This is a genomic window from Actinoplanes missouriensis 431, assembly GCF_000284295.1.
Taxonomy (GTDB): Bacteria; Actinomycetota; Actinomycetes; order Mycobacteriales; family Micromonosporaceae; genus Actinoplanes; species Actinoplanes missouriensis.
The window spans coordinates 2,144,448-2,159,173 of record NC_017093.1; the positions used below are offsets into that span (position 1 = coordinate 2,144,448).

Here is a 14,726-nt window from a genome sequence, read left to right on the forward strand (position 1 = left end):
AAGCTATCGTGCTGCACTAGCGGAGCTACCTCTCCGTCAGGGCCAGGATCACGGGGACGCCAATCCCCGCCTGGCCCGCTTTGCGTTTCGGGCCAGGAAGTCAGGTCATGGACCTGCCGAGGTGCCGGTAGACGGTCTTCCGCTCTACGTCGAGGCGATCAGCGATGTGGGCGATCGGCACTGCGTCGCCGGCCGCGTCGGTGAGCTTCGCGAGTGCTTCCTTGTAGCGGCGCTCTGCTTCTTGTTTCTCCTGGTAGAGCGCTACTACGTCCTCGATGTGTTGCTGGACCTCGGGTGTCGGCGGGGTCCACTTCTGGCGTGCCACCCGGCGAGGGTAGCGGTTTTGTGTGTCCATCTGTCCCATCCTTGGCCGGTTCATGATTACTGGGACGATCGTATACGCGTTCCCACTTGACACGCAATCGGCTTGGGGGAAATAATGTTCCCAAGCGACACGGAAAACCTGCTCCGAGGTGTTGGCGCACCGAAGGAGCCCAATCGGGAGGTAGCCCGAAACATGAACACCAAGCTCAAGGCAGGCGATTCCACGTACATGAACATCACCGACGCCCACGGCGTGCTGCTGTTCGTGGTCCTCGTCCAGCTGTTCACCGACCACGTCAGCTTCACCTTCGCCAACCACCCGATCCTCAACCGGGCCATGCCGATCGGTGAGGGCCGCGCCTACCTGCGGTTCCTGATCGACGAGGCCGCGAAGGGCACCCCCGCCGCGATCATCGAAGACCTCGCCGGCCAGTGGACCAGCGCCGCAGCGGTCGCCGACCAGGCCGAGCAGGACATGCTCGACGACCTGGCCGCCGACTTCGCGCAGCGTGACGCCGATGCTGCCGCCGATCTCGCCGCCCAGCAGACCGCGACCGCCCGCAGCATGACCAAGGCGTACGGCGACGAGTGGTACCGGCTCCGCCACCCGCGCAAGGTCCGGCCCACCCGGACCCGTGTGCACGTGCAGCCGCCCACCGCGGCGATGCTCGACCGGATGCGCCGCCACCGCAACGGTGTCGTCACCTGTGGGCCCGGCCAGCCGTGGACCCTGCTCGACGGCCTCATCCAGCGCGGCCTCGCCGACCAGGCGAGCGCCGTCTACCGGCCCGGCACCCAGATCATCGCCAGCGTGCGGCTCAACGCACGCGGGTGGGCCGCCATCGGGCAGCAGAGCGGGGTGGCGGCATGAACCTCCGGACCTACAAGGCCACCGCCCGGAAAGCCCACGAGGCGTACACCGCGCTGAAGGCAGCGGCCGAGACCGCCGACTACTCCGACGCCCAGCGCATCTGCAAGGTTCTGAATCCGCAGATGCAGGACGCCATCGACGCCCTCCGGCCGCAGGTGTGCCGCGACTGCAACCAGTACGGCAGCCTGCCGATGGACGACAACGGCTGGATCCGTAAGTGCAACCACCCCAACGTTCCGGCCTACGACGTGCGCACCGGAGAGGTGTTGGCGTGAACACCACCGCTCGCCGTGCCGCTCACCGACTGGCCCGGACCACCGCCCCGATTGTCCTGCGCACCTGGCACGGCGTCGAGTTGACCGAAGGCCTGTACGGCGGCCTGCGCGGTTGGCTCATCGGCACCTGCCCCGACAACCCCCGCCTGCTGCGGCTCAAGCGGACCGGAGCGGACGTGATCCTGTGCTGCATTCCGCCGTCACGGCTGACCGGCTCCCGCACCCTGCACGGCGGCAAGCCGTGCCCCGGCAACGACTGCACCGAAGGTGCGGCCATCGACCTGGAGGTAACAGCATGAGCCTCGCCTACCTCGCCACCACCGGGAACCGCAAAGTCCACTTCGAGTTCGCGTCCGGTGCCCTGACCCACATGCCTTCGTGCGGCAGCGGAAACCCGATCGTCGAACGCCTCGCCGAACTCGACGACCTGGACGGCCTCGAAGCGCTGATCGTCGCCCTCACCGCAGCTCGGATCGCCCCGCCGCGGGTGTGCCGACGCTGCTTCGGAGCCAAGACGGTCGCCACCTACGCCACCCGATACGCCGAGGAGGCGTCGTGACCCGCCACTTCATTGCCCGTTGCGTCACCGAGTCCGACGGCATGCACCAGCACGAGTACCGGATCCGGGACACCCGCACCGACCAGGCCGCCACCATCACCGAGCACCTCCACACGTGGACCGCGGAGCATCTCGAACGCTGGCCCGACGCGAAACCTGTGGATGTTGCCACCCTCGGCGGCCAGTGGGGCGGCTATGACCTGCTCGGTAAGTACGACACCCTCGCCGAGGCGTGGGCCGGGCACGCCACCGGTGACATCCCGGACGTCGCCTGCCAGGTGGCGTCATGAGCATCGCGACGTTCCGCTACTACCGCGACGGCAAGCCGGGCTTCACCGGCTACGACACCACCAACCTGACCGCCCAGCAGTACGCAGACCGGAAAGCCGCCCGCACCAACCCGGACTACGCCGACCAGGTGCACGTGTGGTTCGGGTATGCCGACGAGAGCAGCCCGGACGCTGTTGCGGAGGTGCCGGCATGAGTGACGTCTTCCGGGTCGGCATCGAAACCGACGGCGGCCGAGTCTGCACCAACTACGACGACATTACCGCCGAACAGGTCACCGACCTGATGCGCCGCTACGCCGAGCGTGACGGCGACGGCATCCACTCCGTGTCCGGCAGCGGTGCCGCGTTCTGGCCGTGGGAGCAGGTGCACGCCATCCGCGTGGTCCGTGGTCACTTCACCACCGAGGAGTATCCGTGACCGGCAACACCGTCGTCGTGATCACCTCGAAGACCGCCCTGTGCGGGCATGCTCACTGCGACCCGTACCGGCGGCGTAACAGTGTCCTCGATGAGACCGGGGACGTGGTCGTCTACCACGCCTGCGACGACACCCGCTGGATCTTCCGCGACGACGTCTGCCACGGCCTGATCCTGCGCTCGCGGCGCCTCGACCGTGAGGACGGCACCACCGTGGTGACGCTCGAATCCGACGGCGACCGGTCGTGGCTGGCCCGCACCCCGAACCGGGTGCTGGTGCGGCACGACACCTACTACGGGCTGATCGCGAAAGCCGCACGGCGGCTGCTGATGCCGGCCGCGTGCTGCAAGGGCGAGTCGTGAACCAGGCCGACACCCGCATTGTCGGCACGTGCGCTGGGTGCGGTGGCCGGATCGAACCGGCAGGCGGCCCGTCGTGGCGGCACATCGGCCGGCGGATCGGAGGGCAGCAGCATCCGGCAGAACCCGACCAGGCCACCCGCGAACGCACGGCGGCCTGTGAGCCCCATTCCACCAGAGACAGCGCACCGACACACTGACCAAGAGCCGAAGGAGACCGCCATGACGGATCTGCGTTACGCCGCCGCCCGACCCATCCTGCTGGCCAATCTCGAGCCCGGTGACCAAGTCCATAGCCCGTACGGCTATCGAGTCGTCCACGACATCACCGAGGACGTGAACGGCGACATCATCATCTACTTCTGGGACGAGGAACCGATCCGGCGGATCCCGGGCGCAACTGTTCAGGCTATGAAGAGGATCCACTGATGCCCGAGATCACGCTCACGCCCACCCGTGCCGCCGTCCTGCGGGCCGTTGCCGACGGCGAGGTGAAGCACCGCCGAAACTGGGGGCGCGAGCCCGATGAGGACGTGTGGCGGCCCGCTACGGGCGGCTCGAAGAAGGTCAACGCCACGGTGGAATGGCTGCGACAAGTTGGTCTCATCGTGCTGGGACGGCCCGAGCATGCGTCCATGTACGCGCCTAGCTCGTGGCAGCTCACCGAGGCCGGCGAGCGTTGGCTGGCCGAGAACGAGGAGAACACGTGATGCCTGAGACCCGCACCAGCATGGAGGCGCCGGCTTCTCTGCTCAAGACTTGAGCATCAGTCTTTGGCATCCGCCCCGACCAGCCGCCGTGCAGCGAGGCACACGGCGGCTTTCTGCTGCCCGGCCAGCAGTAATGATCAGCTGATCAGGCACGGAAGACCCACACCTCATGCGGCTCCGGCACCTCGATGTACCAGGACCAGTGTGGATCCCCGCCCTCCGTCGCATCCCTGTCGCACGGGCAATGCCACCGCTCACCCGGATCCCCTGGCACCGGCGGCCAGAATCGAATGTGCACCGCGTCCACGCGCGGTCCGACACTCTTGTCCAACTGGACCTTGATGGTCTTCCCGCCCTCCGCAACCGGTGAAAAGCTCAACGGCGAACGGGAACCGCCGGTGATGGCGTCACCTGATATCCGGTAGGTGCGAGGCAAGACGAACTCCAAAAAGCGATCCTCATGTCCGCCTCTGGGGTTCGTTGCTGTGGTGAGCGATGCCGTGATGTCAGGCTCAGTCGGGCGTAGGTCACGGTGTTCGCGTTCTGCTTCGGTTCGAGCGACCGCGGCAGCCGATTCCGCGGAGCTCTTGGCATGCTCCGCTGACTCCTTGGCCGCGTCAGCGGACCGGTCGGCTGCGAGCGAGGACTTGTCGGCAGCGTCGGCGTTTTGCTTGTTGTAGCGAGCGGTGACCCCGGCAACGACGAGGGCGAGGATGCTGACGATCAGTGCAGCGAGAGCCATGAGCGGAGACGATAGATCGGCTGTTCGGTTGACGTTCGTCCGATCCGGCTCATCTGTTCGGCCCATCGATGTATGGGTTTCCGCAAAGGCCTCCACCGTCTGCATGATCGACGGTCGTGCGCGCGGGCCATAGCCGCCGATCGCTGCTGCTAGCTACCGTGCTGATCTACAACGGACACGGGGAGCCCACTCATGCCATCCCTCGTCGACCTGCACATCCGTCTCAACCAACAAGGCACCGAACACCTCACCCTTCTCGGCCGCGCTGCAGGCTGGGGCACCTACCTCGCCTTCGACCCACCGAAAGTCGATCCGATCACCGGGGTCTGCGAGGTCCGCCTGCAGCAGCACCTTCTGATCCGCTTCGACACTGACGACGACTGGAAGCGGCTGCTGATTCGGGAGGTCCACCCGTGGAATCCTGCAACGCCGCTCTCCGCCGTCCCGCCCCTGGAACGAATCGAAAAGGCGGTGAACAAGGCTGCCTACCGCCCTGGCCTTGAGCGGCGTCTGCTGGTCCAACCGGCCACGGTGGAGGAGGTGCGTCAGATGCTGGGCGGTGAACCAACTGTCTGGTTCGACTCGTACGAACGTCGCGCCGCGAGGCCGGCTCGCGTACGCCGCCGAATCCGGCGAGGGACTCCGCGCCCTGAGGTGGGCTGGTCAACGCCGGGCCCGCCAGCCGGGCCGCAGTGACCTCCGGCGGCTTGCTCGGCGGCTGGACGTCCCCCAGCGGCGAGCCGCCACCTCTCCGATCAATGGGTGGCGAAAGCGGCCGCCAAGCGGCCCGCCGTTCCCCAGATGCGTTCGTGCGTTGCGTCGTACCCGATTGGGTCGAGTGCTCGCAGTGAGAAGTGAACGCCGCACACGAAGAGGTCCGCTCTGGTCTGGCTGAATGCGCCAGCTGCTGTCACCTTGCCGAACAGGTACTCGTCGTGTTCGCCGCGGTCGTCGTACAGGCTAAGTCCCAGAAGCCGCATGGCGATCTCGTCGGCGTAGGCGCCGTTCTGCCAGTCCATCGCCCAGCCGCCCGTGCCGCCCTGGGTGCGCCAGTGGTCCAGGTAGGGAAGGTAGGAGCGGATCCCTTGGTCCCGTAGGGCTTGCAAGACCCGGGCGAGTGCATCCAGCGCGATTTGGGGCTCGTGGTGTTGCTCGGACAACACGATCATGTGGTCACGTTGCCTGCGCTTCGATCGCGTCGGGACCTGTTCGGCGCCGTATAGCTCGTTCGTGTCAGCCCAGCCCACGGGTCGGCAGGTAGCGGGGAGGGCTCGAGGTGCGCCCACCGCCCGGTGTCTGCAACGACGGGTTCGACGGGCCGCGGCGGCGCGGGTGGGACCACGATCGGCGGGATCGGCTCCCCAGCAACCGTGATGGTGGCCCTCTTGGGGCGGACGGCCCGGCCTCGTCCGGTCGCCTGCACGTCGAGCTCGCAGTGCCGTAGCCGGCCTCGCCCGTTGCCGAGTCCGTGCCAGTGGCGGCCGGTGACATCGAGGGTGAGTTCGGCGCCCGCCCACGGCTTCGTCGGCAACAGCACACAGCCCTTCTGCCTGGCACGAGCCGAGAGCGACTTCAGCACCCCTTCGGCGGCGCCGGGCGGCGGCTGGACGGCGACTACGTCCACGCCGTCGATGAGCGCGGACACGATCTGCGGCCAGTCCGGGCCGGGCTCCGGCACCAGGGCGAGCCGGTCGACTGGGATGCCGGCCTCCGCAGCGGCCTGGCCACCGAACATGGGTGCGCCGACGACAGCACCCCACGACCCGGTGTCGCGCATGGCACCGGCGAGCAGCAGCATCAGCAGGCTCGTGGAGCCGACCGCAGCGACCGTCGCACCTTTGCGTAGCCCGCCGGGCCAGGGGAGGAGCGGCTGAAGCCTGAAATCGCAGGGCAGGACGCCGGTGACGTCGCCCTGGACGCTGGCTTGGTCGCCAGTGGTGACGGGCTGCGGGACGAGGGCGAGGTTCCCGCGGCTGCGGGCGGTTTCGTTGACGCGTTGCAGGGCGGCGAGCGCGTCGGCTTTGCCGCTGATGCGCCCACTGCCGTTCCACGTCTTGCCCATGTCGCTCCCCGTGCCGTTGCTTCGGCTGCCGGGGAAGGGGCATGCCACCTGCGCTTATTCGAGCCGGTTCGCGGTCGGCTCGAACACCCGTTCTAACTAGCAGGCTACATGATGATCATGCCGGGTGCAGCTCTAACCGTCACACCGTTGACCGGGCCAACTCCTCCTTGGCGTCCTCAGCGAAACGCGACAACTGCTCAGCCACCTTCTGCGCCTGCTGCAAGAGAGCCCGGCGCTCATCGTCGGAACCCGCCTGCCGGAACCCGTCCGCCAACGAGGCCAAATCTTTGGCCCCTCGCAGGCACGGGCCGACAAGCGTATCGAAATGGGACGGAGTCAGGGCTGCCATGCCATCACCCTGCACGACGGGACGAAGCGTCGCCACCTGGGACGGCACGCCCCACCGTCTTCAGTTCGCGCTGATCACGTGCTTCCACTGGCCGCCGATCCACAGCGCGCACGCCCGGTCCAGGTCGGTGAGCGTCTTCTGGTTGCTGGTCGGGGCGACCGCCCAGCCGCCTTGCCGGGCCAGGTGGCGGGCGCCGGCGGCCATCTGCTCGACGGTCAGGTCGAGGCGGTTCATGAGGGCGACGACGGTGACCCAGCCGGACTGTTCGCCGCGCTGCCGCATCTCGGTGGCGTAGGCCTGCTTGATCTGGATGGCGGCCTGCTCGGCGGTGATCGTGGTCATTGTTGGTGTCCTTTCGTGTCGTCCTCCCTGGTGACACCAAGTTTATGGGGTACCCCTTAATTTTGTCTAGGGGGTACCCTTTATGAGTGACCGCCGCTCTCCCCAACCTCCCCATCGCCGAAGCCGACCAACTCGCCCGCCAACAGGTCGAACACCACCGCCAGCAGATGAGCACCTGGCGGCAAGCCCGCGCCCGACGCATCGCCCAGGAACGCGCCACCGGCCGCACCGTCGCCGACATCGCCGCCGACATCGGCGTCCACCAGCAAGTCGTCTACGAACTGCTCCGCGAAGCCAAAAAGGCCAGCTGACGAAGAAAGCCCCAGCCGATGCAGGCTGGGGCTTCGTGCGCTCCGACGTCAGACGACGATGCCCGCCGGGATCTGCCAGTCCGGGTGCAGATCTTCCGCCGGATCCCCGGTCTGCGAACCACCCGACATGGCGCGCAGCAGGACCGTAGTGCCGTCCGCGCATTTGATGCTGACGCCGGCAGGAGTGACGCTGCGGGCATCGGTGGGGCCGAGGTCGGGCAGCGCGACCAGCCGCCACGCCTGGAAGAGGGCGGGTTTCGCAGCGTCGAGGAGCCGGATCGCAAGGGTGGAAATGCGCTGCACGCCCTGTCGCGGAGGGGGCAGGATCTCGGGTGCGTCGACCGGGGTTTCGCCTTTCCACGGTGATGCCACCAGGAACATCTTCCCGCCGCGGACGTCCTTCACCGCGACCCCGCCTGGTGACTCTTTGGTGCCGGCACCGTACGTGTACACCTCGGCGATATCGGGATGCTGGGCAGCCTCGAACAGGCCCTTCATCACGTCGAGTACTTCGGCTTGCTGCACAGCCACCCTCCCCAAGATCGGCTAAGGGGGTGAGCTTACGCCGGAGGCCGGAACGCCGGGGCCTGCGCCGCCGGATCAAGCAGATGCCGCTGCCGGTGCAGCCGCTGAGCATCATCCCGCAACTGCCGCACCGTCTTCTGACCGCGCTCACCGATCAGATCGACCTCGATCTGGCAGCCGCAGGTGTAGTCGACGACATACCGCTCGTCAGGGGCAGACTCGGTCACGGCCACAGCCCTTCCAGGTCTTCGAGCGCAGCGTTGGATTCCCACTGTTCATCCCACAGCGCCTGGAACCGCATCGGCACGTTCGACAGCCGCTCACACACCGCAACGATCGCGGGCGAGTGGACAAGCTGGTACGGATGGTCGCCCCAGGCGACATGCCGGAAGCTGCTGGCCGGACCGTACTCGGCGATGACCGTCGCCAGGTCGATGCGCTCCGCCTCGACGAACGCGGCCAACAGCTCCGGGTAGGCGCCCACCTCATGCGGATACAGGGCGTCGGTCACCGTTTCCAGGACGAGGTCCGTGTAGTCGTCGGCCATGGTGGGCTGCTCATCGGTGAGCGTCCCGTACAGCCGGGCACAGAGGGCGGCGAGCGGTTCGCGGGTCATCGCAGCCTCACCTCCACCTCGGCCAGCCCGAACACGTCCAGCAGGGCAAGACCGGCGGCCAGGACCGCGACCAGCGCCACCACGAGCACAGCAAGGGAAACGAGCGCCCGCCCGAGCAGCCGGTAAGGGCGGCTCACGGCCTGTCCTCGGCGTTCTGCCGGAACCAGGCCAGGAACAGTTCGCCAGCCGCGCCCATGTCGTGTTCATGCGGCGGTGCCTCATCGGTGTGCACGATCACCTGGTCGTCATCCACCCGCAAATCGATGTACCCCCAATACGGGTCGTCGCGCGGGTCGCCGAACAGGGGATAGCCCGCCCTAATCAGATCGCCGAACAGGCCGGGCACTGATGGGTAAGTCCAGGCTCCGCCGTCTCGACCGATCTCGCTGATCGAACCGTCTGAGAACACTTTGAAGACCCCACAACTCACCGCGCACCTGCCAGCACGTCACCCATCGCCACCACCCACAGCCGGGTCTGCGACGGCAGGGCAATCGCGGCGGGCAGGGTGGCGTCCAGGACCGTATGCACGCGCAGGCCGGTCACCGCCCACCTCCGCGGTGCCGCATCCCGAAGATGTCGTAGTAGTCGCCGCCCGACGTTGCTTCCTCCCGGCTGATCTCCTGGTAGTGGCGGTCGCGTACCCACGGCCGGTCATCGATGCCACGCATGCCGCAGCACGGCGCCGTCCACACCGAGCAGTCAGTGAAGCGGCCGGTGACCTGTACGTGCGTCAGGCTGTACACGCCGTGGCAGTGCATGCAGCGCACCGGGAACATCATGTCTTCGACGGGCGGCTGTTCGATCTTCCACTCGGGCTGGCCTGTCATGCCGTCTTCTCCTTGTCACGAGCATCGAAGTCGCCGGGGTACACGGTGCGCCACTTCTTCCGGACCACGGTCACACCGTCCGCTCGGGGTACAGCGCGCCAACTTTGGCGAGGAACGCCCGACCAACGTCGGTGAGGCCGACTTCTTCGCCGCCGGAGAAGAACCCGTTGAATGCGGAGTACGCGAATGCGTCCGTTTCCCACTCGCAGCCTTCTGGCCAGCCGTCGCGGGCCAGTCGCAGCACGTGCACGATCTCGCCGAGGTCCACGGCCTGCATCTCGTCGGTCATGTCACGCCTCGATCGTGGTGGCTTGGAGCCGGGCGATCGAGTCCCGGATGTCGTCGTGATACCCGGCCAGTGCCGGGTCGTCGAGCAGCGCCCGCAGATTGGTCAGGCTCAGCGACTCCGGGGTGGCGGTCGCTTCGTCGTGGACAGCCTGGCGCGGGGCGGGGATGCGGAAGTCGGTGACGGTCATCGGGCCACCTCCTGCACGTTCAGTTCGAACACGTAGTCCGGGTTCCACATCAGGAAGCCCGAGACACGCAGCACGCCATCGCTGGCCAGCAGGTGCTCGTGCTGCTCGTACTCGTCGTAGATGTTGAGGCTGATACTCCCGGTGCTGTCGGTCAGCACCGCGGTCGCCCACTTCGTGCCGTGGTCGGTCTCTTTTGGTTCGATGCGTGACACGATGCCCGTAGTGGACACCGTGTCTCCGTGGCGGCCACGAGCCAGGTCGGCGATGGAGTGGTCAACGTAGGTATTCATCGGTCGTTCTCCTCGTTCAGGGCGCGGCTGGCGCGCTGGTGGATGGTGTTGAGAGCGTCAGCGGGGGAGCCGGCGCCCCGGAAGGCGAGGTCCCGGATCGCGGCGAGTTCGGCTTCCGCCCGGTCCGCGCGTTCACGGTGTTTTTCCAGAGCCCGCACCGTGGCGTCGTAGGCGTCCTGCGTCGGCACGCACTCGTGAGGGCTGTAGTCGGGGACCCAGGTCATTTCCACGCTCACCCCTCCTCGTCGATGTAGGCCAGCCGCGCCACCCGGTAGGTGTCGCGAGTCCGGCCGTAGACATGGTTGGCGTTGTACTGAAGCTCGGCCGCGTGCTCAGTGGCAGCGGTCAGGTCGCTGTCGGGGTGGATGTCGTGCACTTGCTCCTCGACGGTGCGGCCGGTGTCACGGCGGTGCACGATCACGTACTGGGTGGTCATCAGGTCTCCTCGTCGATGGGCTCGTTGCAGGCGCACACGAACTCGCCGGGCTCAAGGTCAGGCGCGTCCCACGACTTCAGCCCGCAGGTGCCGCACGGCGCCGCAGTGACGGGCTCGCAGTCGAGGCAGTCGACTGCGGCAGATGTGGGGTGCAGGTGGCAGCACGCCAGGATCTCCAGGGACCCGGCGGCCACACCGATCTCGGCGGCAGCGGCGGCCAGCAGCCCGGAACGGCCCTGGTCGCTCTGGTAGTCGGCGCCAGCGGGGACCAGGGCCACCAGCTGCCCGTCGGGGGTGAACACGCCGAGCGGCATGTGCCCGGAAGCGTCCTGGCGGCGCAGACTCTCGCTGCTCACGACGGTTCCTCGCCGAGCGCCGGCTGGGTGAAGATGCCCGGCCCGGACAGTCGGCCGTCCTTGTACTCGACGATGCGGCCGGTTGCCTTCAACTCGTCGAGGACGGTGCGCAACGTCGCCGAACCCGACAGGACGTGGAACCGCTCAGCAAGGTCGTCGACCGTGCGGCAGCCCAGGTCGTCGCGGATCGCGGCGTACACGGCCTCGCGGGTGATGTCGAGGGCGCTCACGACGCCGTCTCAGGCCCGGTGCAGGTGACCCGCTCAGGGTCTGAGGTCATCCAGTCGCCGTGCGGCAGACGGTCCGGGTCCCGGCCGCAGCACGGCACGGGTCCTTCCAGGCCGGGCATGGCATGCCGGGCGCCGTCCGGGATCGGATCCGACCAGTCGTCCTGGTCGAGGGCGTAGGCCTCGTCGAACTCTTCCTGGGTCGTCATCACGCGTCCTTCCCGCACGAGCAGTCGGTGTCCTTGCTGATCCCGGACGCCTCCACGAACGCCCGGTCGTAGATGCCGGACGCGCACCACTTGTCGTGGCCGGCGTTGATGAGGCGGCGCTGGGACTCGGCGAGCATGTCCATCGCATGGTTGTAGGAGGCGTCATCGCCGCCGTTCGCCTCGCCCTGGGCGGCGCGGCGGATCGCGGTGACGGTCTCGGCGTACAGGTCGTCGTCGGTCAGGGCGGTCATCGGATCCACGCGATCGTCACGCTCGTGATGTCGGCGATCGGGGCGCTGCTCTCGCCGTTGTCGGTGGTGATGACGAAGGGCGCGCCGGGGGTGTGGATGCCCTCGTCGAGACGGACCAGCAGGTCAGCGATGCTGTCCTTGCCGTGGAACGCCTCCCACGCCGTCATCGTGAGGCGCGCGGACCGGTTGCTGCTGGCGGTCAGGTCAATGGTGATCGGCATGGATGCTCCTTGATCAGAAAGTGGTGGGGAGTCGGCCGGGGCCGCGCACCTCACGTGCGGCAGCCTCGGCCTGGTCATCGCCGACAGCAGCGGCGAGTTCCGCAACCGCATCGGCCACATACCGGCCGACCAGGTCCCGCAGCGACGGGTGGGGGATCAGCACCCACGGGCCGTTCTCGACGAGGCCCTCGGCGGTTTCGGTGAACTCGGACAGGTCGGCTGCGGTCACCGGTCGACCTCGATCCCGACGGCACGGGCGATGGTCTGCTCCAGCCCGTCGGCGAAGTAGTGGCCGACGGGCTCATCGGACGGACCGACCCGGATCGGCCGCATCTGCTCGCACACGTCGAGAACGGCAAGCACGGCAGCGGTTGCGCCAGGGCCAGGCCAGTGGCCGGGCGGCGTCAGATGGTGGCGGATCCGCTCGGCGAGGAGCTGGCTCACCGGTCGACCTCGATCCCGAGGGCGCGGGCAATCGTCTGCTCGAACTCGTCGGCGAAACGCTCGTTCATGTCGCGACGCAGGGCGGGCTCGGCACGCAGCTGCTCGCACTTGTCGACGACCGCGAGGACGGCGGCACGGGTCTCATCGGCGGTCTCGGCAGGGGAGACGTTGTCGAGGTACGTGCGGATCTCCTCCGCAAACGAGTCGCTCACCGGAACTCCGCCAGCTTCTCGCCGAGCGCGTACACGGCGGTCGCGTACTGGATGTGGTTGTGCAGCGTCAGCGGATCGCCGTCGGAATCAGCCAGGTTGAACCAGACATGGCCTCCGGGTTCGCTCCGGTAACAGGCGTACGCAAGGCCGTCATCCCGCTTGATGACTCTCGCCGTGTCGCCGTTCTCTACGACAAGCACAGTGCCGTTCGGCGGCTCGTTCGCGGTGAGGACGGCGGTGGTCTGCTCGCTGTGGGGCATCAGATCTCCTCTGCGATGCGACGGGCGTTGTCCATGTCGGCGTCCGACTGCGGAGTGCCGCCGCCGTTGACCAGCAGGTAGATCTCGGCTTCCTCGCGCAGTGATACGGCCATTGCCTCGCCGACCGGCAGGAGGATGCGTTCACCGGTTGCACGCCGCCCGTAGTCGTTGAGCCCTGTGGACCGCACGTAGGGGCCGTCCGAGGTGTCTTCGGTGTGGTCGATGCACTCGGGTTCGATCCACGACGCCGGGATGGCGAGTTCGCCGTCGAACCAGGCCTTCAGGCAGAGCAGGCGTTGCTTGCCGTCCACGACCGCGTAGGAGGGGGCGTTGCCGCTGTGACGGTCGTAGGTGGCAGTGTCGGTCCAGTGCTGCCCGTGCCGGTCGTTGACGATGAGCGTCGGAACGGGAACGCCGGACAGTAGCGACCGCATGAGGGCGACTTGCTGATCCTCGGTCCAGACGGCACCGCGCTGGTAGGGCGGGTTGATGTCGAGGTCGCCGTCTTCGATCTGCTTCACGAGCCACCGGGCCTGCCGGTTGGACGTCGACAGCGGCAGCCGGGCGAGGACTTCGGAGGTTTGGCGCGTCACGGGTGACTCCCTGATCAGGGCCGAAGAAATGATGTTGCGCTATGGCGATGCGCAACGCTGTTCGTTCCACCGTATCCGACACTCTGTTAATGCGCAATGCCGTTGCGCTATGGTGTGCATATGACAGGCGACGTGCGAGAACAACTAGCCGCGAACGCTGCACGACGCGCCGAAATCGCCGCCGCCGCCTCAGCCAATGAACAAGAAGAACGCGACCTCATCGTGCGGGCCTGGCGGGAAAACGTGCCCCCCGGCGAGATCGCAACCCTCGTGGGTCGATCCGGTGCCCACGTCCGCAAATTCCGGCCCGACGACGTACCGCCCGCAAAACTCGGCGGGAACGCTGCGACCAAGAAACGTCGCAAGTAGCCAGACACGAAGACACCCCGCCGGCCGAGTATCCGAGCGGGGTGCCTGTTCAGTGCCGTTGGTCCACGTGGATGACAGTGGCCTGGACGGTGTCTTCGAACTGCCCGCGGTCGGAGATGACCTCACCGCACGGGCACTCACCCTGCACGTAGTCCTCGTTGTCGCCGACCACCACGATCGGCACCACCGTGGCCTCGTCATCCGACACCACCAGCACGCGGGCCATCAGACCGCCGCCAGCCGTGACGCCCGCGTGTCCAGCACATCGTCATGCCGGGCGATCTGCTCACCGTCCCGGTAGACGGTCACCCCGCCCGGCCACAGGCAGTACGTGACGTGCTCGTAGCGGGTGACGGTGTCGTCGTAGTGGTGGACTTCCAGGGCGTCGGCGAACGTGGCAGCCATCAGCCGGCCCGCCGATCGTCGCGCTTACACTCGGACTCGCCGAGCAGGCCCTTCAGCGTCTCAGCGGGGATCTCGCACTCTGGCTGACGCCACCGTCGCTTACGCTGGTTCACGATTCCTCCTCAGGGATCAGGGGCGGGCTCGGCTTTCCACGGCTGCGAGCCCGCCGCTCTGTTTGTTAGCGCCCGTACGCGTCGGGGTCGTCGTCGCGGGCTTCCTCGTCATGCTCGACACACCAGCGGTAGAACGAGGCGGGTGACGACGGCTCACCGCATCGCACGATCCGCGGATGCATGCCCAAATCGGTTTCCCGGTCGCAGCGGCCCGACGACGCGTACTCCCACTCCTCATCGGAGTAGCGGTCACGGGACAGCAGCGGCTGCAGGTCGGTCAC

The 14,726-nt window shown here is 67.4% G+C and carries 43 protein-coding genes; 13 read left to right on the plus strand and 30 right to left on the minus strand.

Features of this window, described 5'->3' with window-relative positions; all coding sequences use genetic code 11:
• Nucleotides 1–100: 100 nt before the first annotated feature.
• The gene (locus AMIS_RS09845; RefSeq protein ID WP_157434792.1) at nt 101–325 is read right to left on the minus strand and encodes a hypothetical protein; all 225 of its coding nucleotides are present in this window, start codon (nt 323–325) and stop codon (nt 101–103) included.
• A gap of 192 nt (nt 326–517) precedes the next feature.
• On the opposite strand from AMIS_RS09845, the gene AMIS_RS09850 reads away from it, so the two are divergent.
• The 10 genes from AMIS_RS09850 (at nt 518) to AMIS_RS09895 (ending at nt 3,806) form a co-directional block, all read left to right on the plus strand.
• Nucleotides 518–1,195, plus strand: coding sequence for a hypothetical protein (locus tag AMIS_RS09850; RefSeq protein ID WP_014442087.1), 678 nt, complete (start codon nt 518–520; stop codon nt 1,193–1,195).
• Nucleotides 1,192–1,470, plus strand: coding sequence for a hypothetical protein (locus AMIS_RS09855; RefSeq protein WP_014442088.1), 279 nt, complete (start codon nt 1,192–1,194; stop codon nt 1,468–1,470). The genes AMIS_RS09850 and AMIS_RS09855 overlap by 4 nt, the downstream gene beginning before the upstream one ends.
• The gene (locus AMIS_RS09860; RefSeq protein ID WP_014442089.1) at nt 1,467–1,769 is read left to right on the plus strand and encodes a hypothetical protein; all 303 of its coding nucleotides are present in this window, start codon (nt 1,467–1,469) and stop codon (nt 1,767–1,769) included. The genes AMIS_RS09855 and AMIS_RS09860 overlap by 4 nt, the downstream gene beginning before the upstream one ends.
• Complete coding sequence (locus AMIS_RS09865) at nt 1,766–2,029, plus strand: hypothetical protein (RefSeq protein ID WP_014442090.1); 264 nt, start codon at nt 1,766–1,768, stop codon at nt 2,027–2,029. The genes AMIS_RS09860 and AMIS_RS09865 overlap by 4 nt, the downstream gene beginning before the upstream one ends.
• Nucleotides 2,026–2,319: a hypothetical protein gene (locus tag AMIS_RS09870; RefSeq protein ID WP_014442091.1), complete on the plus strand. Its 294-nt coding sequence runs from the start codon at nt 2,026–2,028 to the stop codon at nt 2,317–2,319. The genes AMIS_RS09865 and AMIS_RS09870 overlap by 4 nt, the downstream gene beginning before the upstream one ends.
• Nucleotides 2,316–2,513, plus strand: coding sequence for a hypothetical protein (locus AMIS_RS09875; protein WP_014442092.1), 198 nt, complete (start codon nt 2,316–2,318; stop codon nt 2,511–2,513). The genes AMIS_RS09870 and AMIS_RS09875 overlap by 4 nt, the downstream gene beginning before the upstream one ends.
• Nucleotides 2,510–2,737: a hypothetical protein gene (locus AMIS_RS09880; RefSeq protein ID WP_014442093.1), complete on the plus strand. Its 228-nt coding sequence runs from the start codon at nt 2,510–2,512 to the stop codon at nt 2,735–2,737. Before AMIS_RS09875 ends, AMIS_RS09880 begins: the two co-directional genes overlap by 4 nt.
• Nucleotides 2,734–3,099 (plus strand): hypothetical protein, encoded by a 366-nt coding sequence (locus AMIS_RS09885; protein WP_014442094.1) that lies wholly within the window; start codon nt 2,734–2,736, stop codon nt 3,097–3,099. Before AMIS_RS09880 ends, AMIS_RS09885 begins: the two co-directional genes overlap by 4 nt.
• A gap of 219 nt (nt 3,100–3,318) precedes the next feature.
• Complete coding sequence (locus AMIS_RS09890) at nt 3,319–3,525, plus strand: hypothetical protein (RefSeq protein WP_041829655.1); 207 nt, start codon at nt 3,319–3,321, stop codon at nt 3,523–3,525.
• Complete coding sequence (locus tag AMIS_RS09895) at nt 3,525–3,806, plus strand: hypothetical protein (RefSeq protein WP_014442096.1); 282 nt, start codon at nt 3,525–3,527, stop codon at nt 3,804–3,806. Before AMIS_RS09890 ends, AMIS_RS09895 begins: the two co-directional genes overlap by 1 nt.
• A gap of 145 nt (nt 3,807–3,951) precedes the next feature.
• Here AMIS_RS09895 and AMIS_RS42430 read toward each other — a convergent pair whose 3' ends face one another.
• Complete coding sequence (locus AMIS_RS42430) at nt 3,952–4,653, minus strand: hypothetical protein (protein ID WP_014442097.1); 702 nt, start codon at nt 4,651–4,653, stop codon at nt 3,952–3,954.
• A gap of 87 nt (nt 4,654–4,740) precedes the next feature.
• Between AMIS_RS42430 and AMIS_RS09905 the strand changes: the two genes are divergently transcribed.
• Nucleotides 4,741–5,244 (plus strand): hypothetical protein, encoded by a 504-nt coding sequence (locus tag AMIS_RS09905; RefSeq protein WP_014442098.1) that lies wholly within the window; start codon nt 4,741–4,743, stop codon nt 5,242–5,244.
• A 59-nt stretch (nt 5,245–5,303) separates the two neighbouring features.
• Here AMIS_RS09905 and AMIS_RS09910 read toward each other — a convergent pair whose 3' ends face one another.
• From AMIS_RS09910 to AMIS_RS09925, 4 genes are all read right to left on the minus strand, one after another.
• On the minus strand, nt 5,304–5,717 hold the full coding sequence (locus AMIS_RS09910; protein WP_014442099.1) for a hypothetical protein: 414 nt from the start codon (nt 5,715–5,717) through the stop codon (nt 5,304–5,306).
• Nucleotides 5,714–6,610: a hypothetical protein gene (locus tag AMIS_RS40370; protein ID WP_051041890.1), complete on the minus strand. Its 897-nt coding sequence runs from the start codon at nt 6,608–6,610 to the stop codon at nt 5,714–5,716. The genes AMIS_RS09910 and AMIS_RS40370 overlap by 4 nt, the downstream gene beginning before the upstream one ends.
• 139 nt (nt 6,611–6,749) lie before the next feature.
• A complete protein-coding gene (locus tag AMIS_RS09920) occupies nt 6,750–6,959 on the minus strand; it encodes a hypothetical protein (RefSeq protein WP_157434793.1) in 210 nt (69 codons plus the stop codon).
• 60 nt (nt 6,960–7,019) lie between these two features.
• Nucleotides 7,020–7,301, minus strand: coding sequence for a hypothetical protein (locus tag AMIS_RS09925; protein ID WP_014442102.1), 282 nt, complete (start codon nt 7,299–7,301; stop codon nt 7,020–7,022).
• 86 nt (nt 7,302–7,387) lie between these two features.
• Here AMIS_RS09925 and AMIS_RS09930 point away from each other — a divergent pair, with 86 nt between their 5' ends.
• On the plus strand, nt 7,388–7,612 hold the full coding sequence (locus AMIS_RS09930) for a hypothetical protein (RefSeq protein ID WP_014442103.1): 225 nt from the start codon (nt 7,388–7,390) through the stop codon (nt 7,610–7,612).
• Between the two features lie 48 nt (nt 7,613–7,660).
• On the opposite strand, the gene AMIS_RS09935 is transcribed toward AMIS_RS09930, so the two are convergent.
• The 21 genes from AMIS_RS09935 to AMIS_RS10030 form a co-directional block, all read right to left on the minus strand.
• Complete coding sequence (locus AMIS_RS09935; protein WP_157434794.1) at nt 7,661–8,143, minus strand: hypothetical protein; 483 nt, start codon at nt 8,141–8,143, stop codon at nt 7,661–7,663.
• A gap of 29 nt (nt 8,144–8,172) precedes the next feature.
• Nucleotides 8,173–8,364, minus strand: coding sequence for a hypothetical protein (locus AMIS_RS09940; protein WP_014442105.1), 192 nt, complete (start codon nt 8,362–8,364; stop codon nt 8,173–8,175).
• Nucleotides 8,361–8,753, minus strand: a complete 393-nt coding sequence (locus AMIS_RS09945) for a hypothetical protein (RefSeq protein WP_014442106.1) — start codon at nt 8,751–8,753, stop codon at nt 8,361–8,363. The genes AMIS_RS09940 and AMIS_RS09945 overlap by 4 nt, the downstream gene beginning before the upstream one ends.
• Nucleotides 8,750–8,890: a hypothetical protein gene (locus AMIS_RS42435; protein ID WP_014442107.1), complete on the minus strand. Its 141-nt coding sequence runs from the start codon at nt 8,888–8,890 to the stop codon at nt 8,750–8,752. Before AMIS_RS42435 ends, AMIS_RS09945 begins: the two co-directional genes overlap by 4 nt.
• Nucleotides 8,887–9,162 (minus strand): hypothetical protein, encoded by a 276-nt coding sequence (locus tag AMIS_RS09950; RefSeq protein ID WP_157434795.1) that lies wholly within the window; start codon nt 9,160–9,162, stop codon nt 8,887–8,889. The genes AMIS_RS42435 and AMIS_RS09950 overlap by 4 nt, the downstream gene beginning before the upstream one ends.
• Before the next feature lie 133 nt (nt 9,163–9,295).
• Nucleotides 9,296–9,583 (minus strand): hypothetical protein, encoded by a 288-nt coding sequence (locus AMIS_RS09955; RefSeq protein ID WP_014442110.1) that lies wholly within the window; start codon nt 9,581–9,583, stop codon nt 9,296–9,298.
• A gap of 70 nt (nt 9,584–9,653) precedes the next feature.
• Nucleotides 9,654–9,872 (minus strand): hypothetical protein, encoded by a 219-nt coding sequence (locus AMIS_RS09960; RefSeq protein ID WP_014442111.1) that lies wholly within the window; start codon nt 9,870–9,872, stop codon nt 9,654–9,656.
• 1 nt (nt 9,873) lies between these two features.
• Nucleotides 9,874–10,059: a hypothetical protein gene (locus tag AMIS_RS09965; protein ID WP_014442112.1), complete on the minus strand. Its 186-nt coding sequence runs from the start codon at nt 10,057–10,059 to the stop codon at nt 9,874–9,876.
• Nucleotides 10,056–10,349, minus strand: a complete 294-nt coding sequence (locus tag AMIS_RS09970) for an OB-fold nucleic acid binding domain-containing protein (RefSeq protein ID WP_014442113.1) — start codon at nt 10,347–10,349, stop codon at nt 10,056–10,058. Before AMIS_RS09970 ends, AMIS_RS09965 begins: the two co-directional genes overlap by 4 nt.
• Nucleotides 10,346–10,579, minus strand: coding sequence for a hypothetical protein (locus tag AMIS_RS09975; RefSeq protein ID WP_157434796.1), 234 nt, complete (start codon nt 10,577–10,579; stop codon nt 10,346–10,348). Before AMIS_RS09975 ends, AMIS_RS09970 begins: the two co-directional genes overlap by 4 nt.
• A 2-nt stretch (nt 10,580–10,581) precedes the next feature.
• The gene (locus AMIS_RS09980; RefSeq protein WP_014442115.1) at nt 10,582–10,785 is read right to left on the minus strand and encodes a hypothetical protein; all 204 of its coding nucleotides are present in this window, start codon (nt 10,783–10,785) and stop codon (nt 10,582–10,584) included.
• Nucleotides 10,785–11,141: a hypothetical protein gene (locus AMIS_RS09985; RefSeq protein ID WP_014442116.1), complete on the minus strand. Its 357-nt coding sequence runs from the start codon at nt 11,139–11,141 to the stop codon at nt 10,785–10,787. The genes AMIS_RS09980 and AMIS_RS09985 overlap by 1 nt, the downstream gene beginning before the upstream one ends.
• Entirely contained in the window at nt 11,138–11,371 is a 234-nt protein-coding gene (locus tag AMIS_RS09990; protein WP_014442117.1) for a hypothetical protein, read from the minus strand. The genes AMIS_RS09985 and AMIS_RS09990 overlap by 4 nt, the downstream gene beginning before the upstream one ends.
• Nucleotides 11,368–11,577, minus strand: coding sequence for a hypothetical protein (locus AMIS_RS09995; RefSeq protein ID WP_041829660.1), 210 nt, complete (start codon nt 11,575–11,577; stop codon nt 11,368–11,370). The genes AMIS_RS09990 and AMIS_RS09995 overlap by 4 nt, the downstream gene beginning before the upstream one ends.
• Nucleotides 11,577–11,828: a hypothetical protein gene (locus tag AMIS_RS10000; protein WP_014442119.1), complete on the minus strand. Its 252-nt coding sequence runs from the start codon at nt 11,826–11,828 to the stop codon at nt 11,577–11,579. Before AMIS_RS10000 ends, AMIS_RS09995 begins: the two co-directional genes overlap by 1 nt.
• Nucleotides 11,825–12,049 (minus strand): hypothetical protein, encoded by a 225-nt coding sequence (locus AMIS_RS10005; protein WP_014442120.1) that lies wholly within the window; start codon nt 12,047–12,049, stop codon nt 11,825–11,827. Before AMIS_RS10005 ends, AMIS_RS10000 begins: the two co-directional genes overlap by 4 nt.
• Nucleotides 12,050–12,062: 13 nt before the next feature.
• Nucleotides 12,063–12,278, minus strand: a complete 216-nt coding sequence (locus AMIS_RS10010; protein ID WP_014442121.1) for a hypothetical protein — start codon at nt 12,276–12,278, stop codon at nt 12,063–12,065.
• The gene (locus tag AMIS_RS10015) at nt 12,275–12,493 is read right to left on the minus strand and encodes a hypothetical protein (RefSeq protein ID WP_014442122.1); all 219 of its coding nucleotides are present in this window, start codon (nt 12,491–12,493) and stop codon (nt 12,275–12,277) included. The genes AMIS_RS10010 and AMIS_RS10015 overlap by 4 nt, the downstream gene beginning before the upstream one ends.
• Nucleotides 12,490–12,705 (minus strand): hypothetical protein, encoded by a 216-nt coding sequence (locus tag AMIS_RS10020; RefSeq protein ID WP_014442123.1) that lies wholly within the window; start codon nt 12,703–12,705, stop codon nt 12,490–12,492. The genes AMIS_RS10015 and AMIS_RS10020 overlap by 4 nt, the downstream gene beginning before the upstream one ends.
• Nucleotides 12,702–12,965, minus strand: a complete 264-nt coding sequence (locus AMIS_RS10025) for a hypothetical protein (protein WP_014442124.1) — start codon at nt 12,963–12,965, stop codon at nt 12,702–12,704. The genes AMIS_RS10020 and AMIS_RS10025 overlap by 4 nt, the downstream gene beginning before the upstream one ends.
• Nucleotides 12,965–13,558: a DUF262 domain-containing protein gene (locus AMIS_RS10030; RefSeq protein ID WP_014442125.1), complete on the minus strand. Its 594-nt coding sequence runs from the start codon at nt 13,556–13,558 to the stop codon at nt 12,965–12,967. The genes AMIS_RS10025 and AMIS_RS10030 overlap by 1 nt, the downstream gene beginning before the upstream one ends.
• Nucleotides 13,559–13,678: 120 nt before the next feature.
• Between AMIS_RS10030 and AMIS_RS42440 the strand changes: the two genes are divergently transcribed.
• On the plus strand, nt 13,679–13,927 hold the full coding sequence (locus AMIS_RS42440) for a hypothetical protein (RefSeq protein ID WP_157434797.1): 249 nt from the start codon (nt 13,679–13,681) through the stop codon (nt 13,925–13,927).
• Nucleotides 13,928–13,976: 49 nt separating this feature from the next.
• Here the strand turns inward: AMIS_RS42440 and AMIS_RS42445 are convergent, their stop codons facing one another.
• From AMIS_RS42445 to AMIS_RS10040, 3 genes are all read right to left on the minus strand, one after another.
• Nucleotides 13,977–14,153 carry a hypothetical protein gene (locus AMIS_RS42445; protein ID WP_014442127.1) on the minus strand — a complete coding sequence of 59 codons (177 nt, stop codon included), beginning with the start codon at nt 14,151–14,153 and terminating at the stop codon, nt 13,977–13,979.
• Complete coding sequence (locus AMIS_RS10035; RefSeq protein ID WP_014442128.1) at nt 14,153–14,332, minus strand: hypothetical protein; 180 nt, start codon at nt 14,330–14,332, stop codon at nt 14,153–14,155. Before AMIS_RS10035 ends, AMIS_RS42445 begins: the two co-directional genes overlap by 1 nt.
• A 178-nt stretch (nt 14,333–14,510) precedes the next feature.
• A complete protein-coding gene (locus AMIS_RS10040; RefSeq protein ID WP_014442130.1) occupies nt 14,511–14,726 on the minus strand; it encodes a hypothetical protein in 216 nt (71 codons plus the stop codon).

What these genes read in the sequence shown, in the direction of transcription:
- AMIS_RS09850 (WP_014442087.1), top strand. Translation starts at nt 518, where the DNA reads ATGAACACCAAGCTCAAGGCAGGCGATTCCACGTACATGAACATCACC.
- AMIS_RS09855 (WP_014442088.1), top strand. Translation starts at nt 1,192, where the DNA reads ATGAACCTCCGGACCTACAAGGCCACCGCCCGGAAAGCCCACGAGGCG.
- AMIS_RS09865 (WP_014442090.1), top strand. Translation starts at nt 1,766, where the DNA reads ATGAGCCTCGCCTACCTCGCCACCACCGGGAACCGCAAAGTCCACTTC.
- AMIS_RS09875 (WP_014442092.1), top strand. Translation starts at nt 2,316, where the DNA reads ATGAGCATCGCGACGTTCCGCTACTACCGCGACGGCAAGCCGGGCTTC.
- AMIS_RS09880 (WP_014442093.1), top strand. Translation starts at nt 2,510, where the DNA reads ATGAGTGACGTCTTCCGGGTCGGCATCGAAACCGACGGCGGCCGAGTC.
- AMIS_RS09890 (WP_041829655.1), top strand. Translation starts at nt 3,319, where the DNA reads ATGACGGATCTGCGTTACGCCGCCGCCCGACCCATCCTGCTGGCCAAT.
- AMIS_RS09895 (WP_014442096.1), top strand. Translation starts at nt 3,525, where the DNA reads ATGCCCGAGATCACGCTCACGCCCACCCGTGCCGCCGTCCTGCGGGCC.
- AMIS_RS42430 (WP_014442097.1), bottom strand. Translation starts at nt 4,653, where the DNA reads ATGCAGACGGTGGAGGCCTTTGCGGAAACCCATACATCGATGGGCCGA.
- AMIS_RS09905 (WP_014442098.1), top strand. Translation starts at nt 4,741, where the DNA reads ATGCCATCCCTCGTCGACCTGCACATCCGTCTCAACCAACAAGGCACC.
- AMIS_RS09910 (WP_014442099.1), bottom strand. Translation starts at nt 5,717, where the DNA reads ATGATCGTGTTGTCCGAGCAACACCACGAGCCCCAAATCGCGCTGGAT.
- AMIS_RS40370 (WP_051041890.1), bottom strand. Translation starts at nt 6,610, where the DNA reads ATGGGCAAGACGTGGAACGGCAGTGGGCGCATCAGCGGCAAAGCCGAC.
- AMIS_RS09920 (WP_157434793.1), bottom strand. Translation starts at nt 6,959, where the DNA reads ATGGCAGCCCTGACTCCGTCCCATTTCGATACGCTTGTCGGCCCGTGC.
- AMIS_RS09925 (WP_014442102.1), bottom strand. Translation starts at nt 7,301, where the DNA reads ATGACCACGATCACCGCCGAGCAGGCCGCCATCCAGATCAAGCAGGCC.
- AMIS_RS09945 (WP_014442106.1), bottom strand. Translation starts at nt 8,753, where the DNA reads ATGACCCGCGAACCGCTCGCCGCCCTCTGTGCCCGGCTGTACGGGACG.
- AMIS_RS09955 (WP_014442110.1), bottom strand. Translation starts at nt 9,583, where the DNA reads ATGACAGGCCAGCCCGAGTGGAAGATCGAACAGCCGCCCGTCGAAGAC.
- AMIS_RS09960 (WP_014442111.1), bottom strand. Translation starts at nt 9,872, where the DNA reads ATGACCGACGAGATGCAGGCCGTGGACCTCGGCGAGATCGTGCACGTG.
- AMIS_RS09965 (WP_014442112.1), bottom strand. Translation starts at nt 10,059, where the DNA reads ATGACCGTCACCGACTTCCGCATCCCCGCCCCGCGCCAGGCTGTCCAC.
- AMIS_RS09970 (WP_014442113.1), bottom strand. Translation starts at nt 10,349, where the DNA reads ATGAATACCTACGTTGACCACTCCATCGCCGACCTGGCTCGTGGCCGC.
- AMIS_RS09980 (WP_014442115.1), bottom strand. Translation starts at nt 10,785, where the DNA reads ATGACCACCCAGTACGTGATCGTGCACCGCCGTGACACCGGCCGCACC.
- AMIS_RS09995 (WP_041829660.1), bottom strand. Translation starts at nt 11,577, where the DNA reads ATGACGACCCAGGAAGAGTTCGACGAGGCCTACGCCCTCGACCAGGAC.
- AMIS_RS10000 (WP_014442119.1), bottom strand. Translation starts at nt 11,828, where the DNA reads ATGACCGCCCTGACCGACGACGACCTGTACGCCGAGACCGTCACCGCG.
- AMIS_RS10005 (WP_014442120.1), bottom strand. Translation starts at nt 12,049, where the DNA reads ATGCCGATCACCATTGACCTGACCGCCAGCAGCAACCGGTCCGCGCGC.
- AMIS_RS10025 (WP_014442124.1), bottom strand. Translation starts at nt 12,965, where the DNA reads ATGCCCCACAGCGAGCAGACCACCGCCGTCCTCACCGCGAACGAGCCG.
- AMIS_RS42440 (WP_157434797.1), top strand. Translation starts at nt 13,679, where the DNA reads ATGACAGGCGACGTGCGAGAACAACTAGCCGCGAACGCTGCACGACGC.
- AMIS_RS42445 (WP_014442127.1), bottom strand. Translation starts at nt 14,153, where the DNA reads ATGGCCCGCGTGCTGGTGGTGTCGGATGACGAGGCCACGGTGGTGCCG.
- AMIS_RS10035 (WP_014442128.1), bottom strand. Translation starts at nt 14,332, where the DNA reads ATGGCTGCCACGTTCGCCGACGCCCTGGAAGTCCACCACTACGACGAC.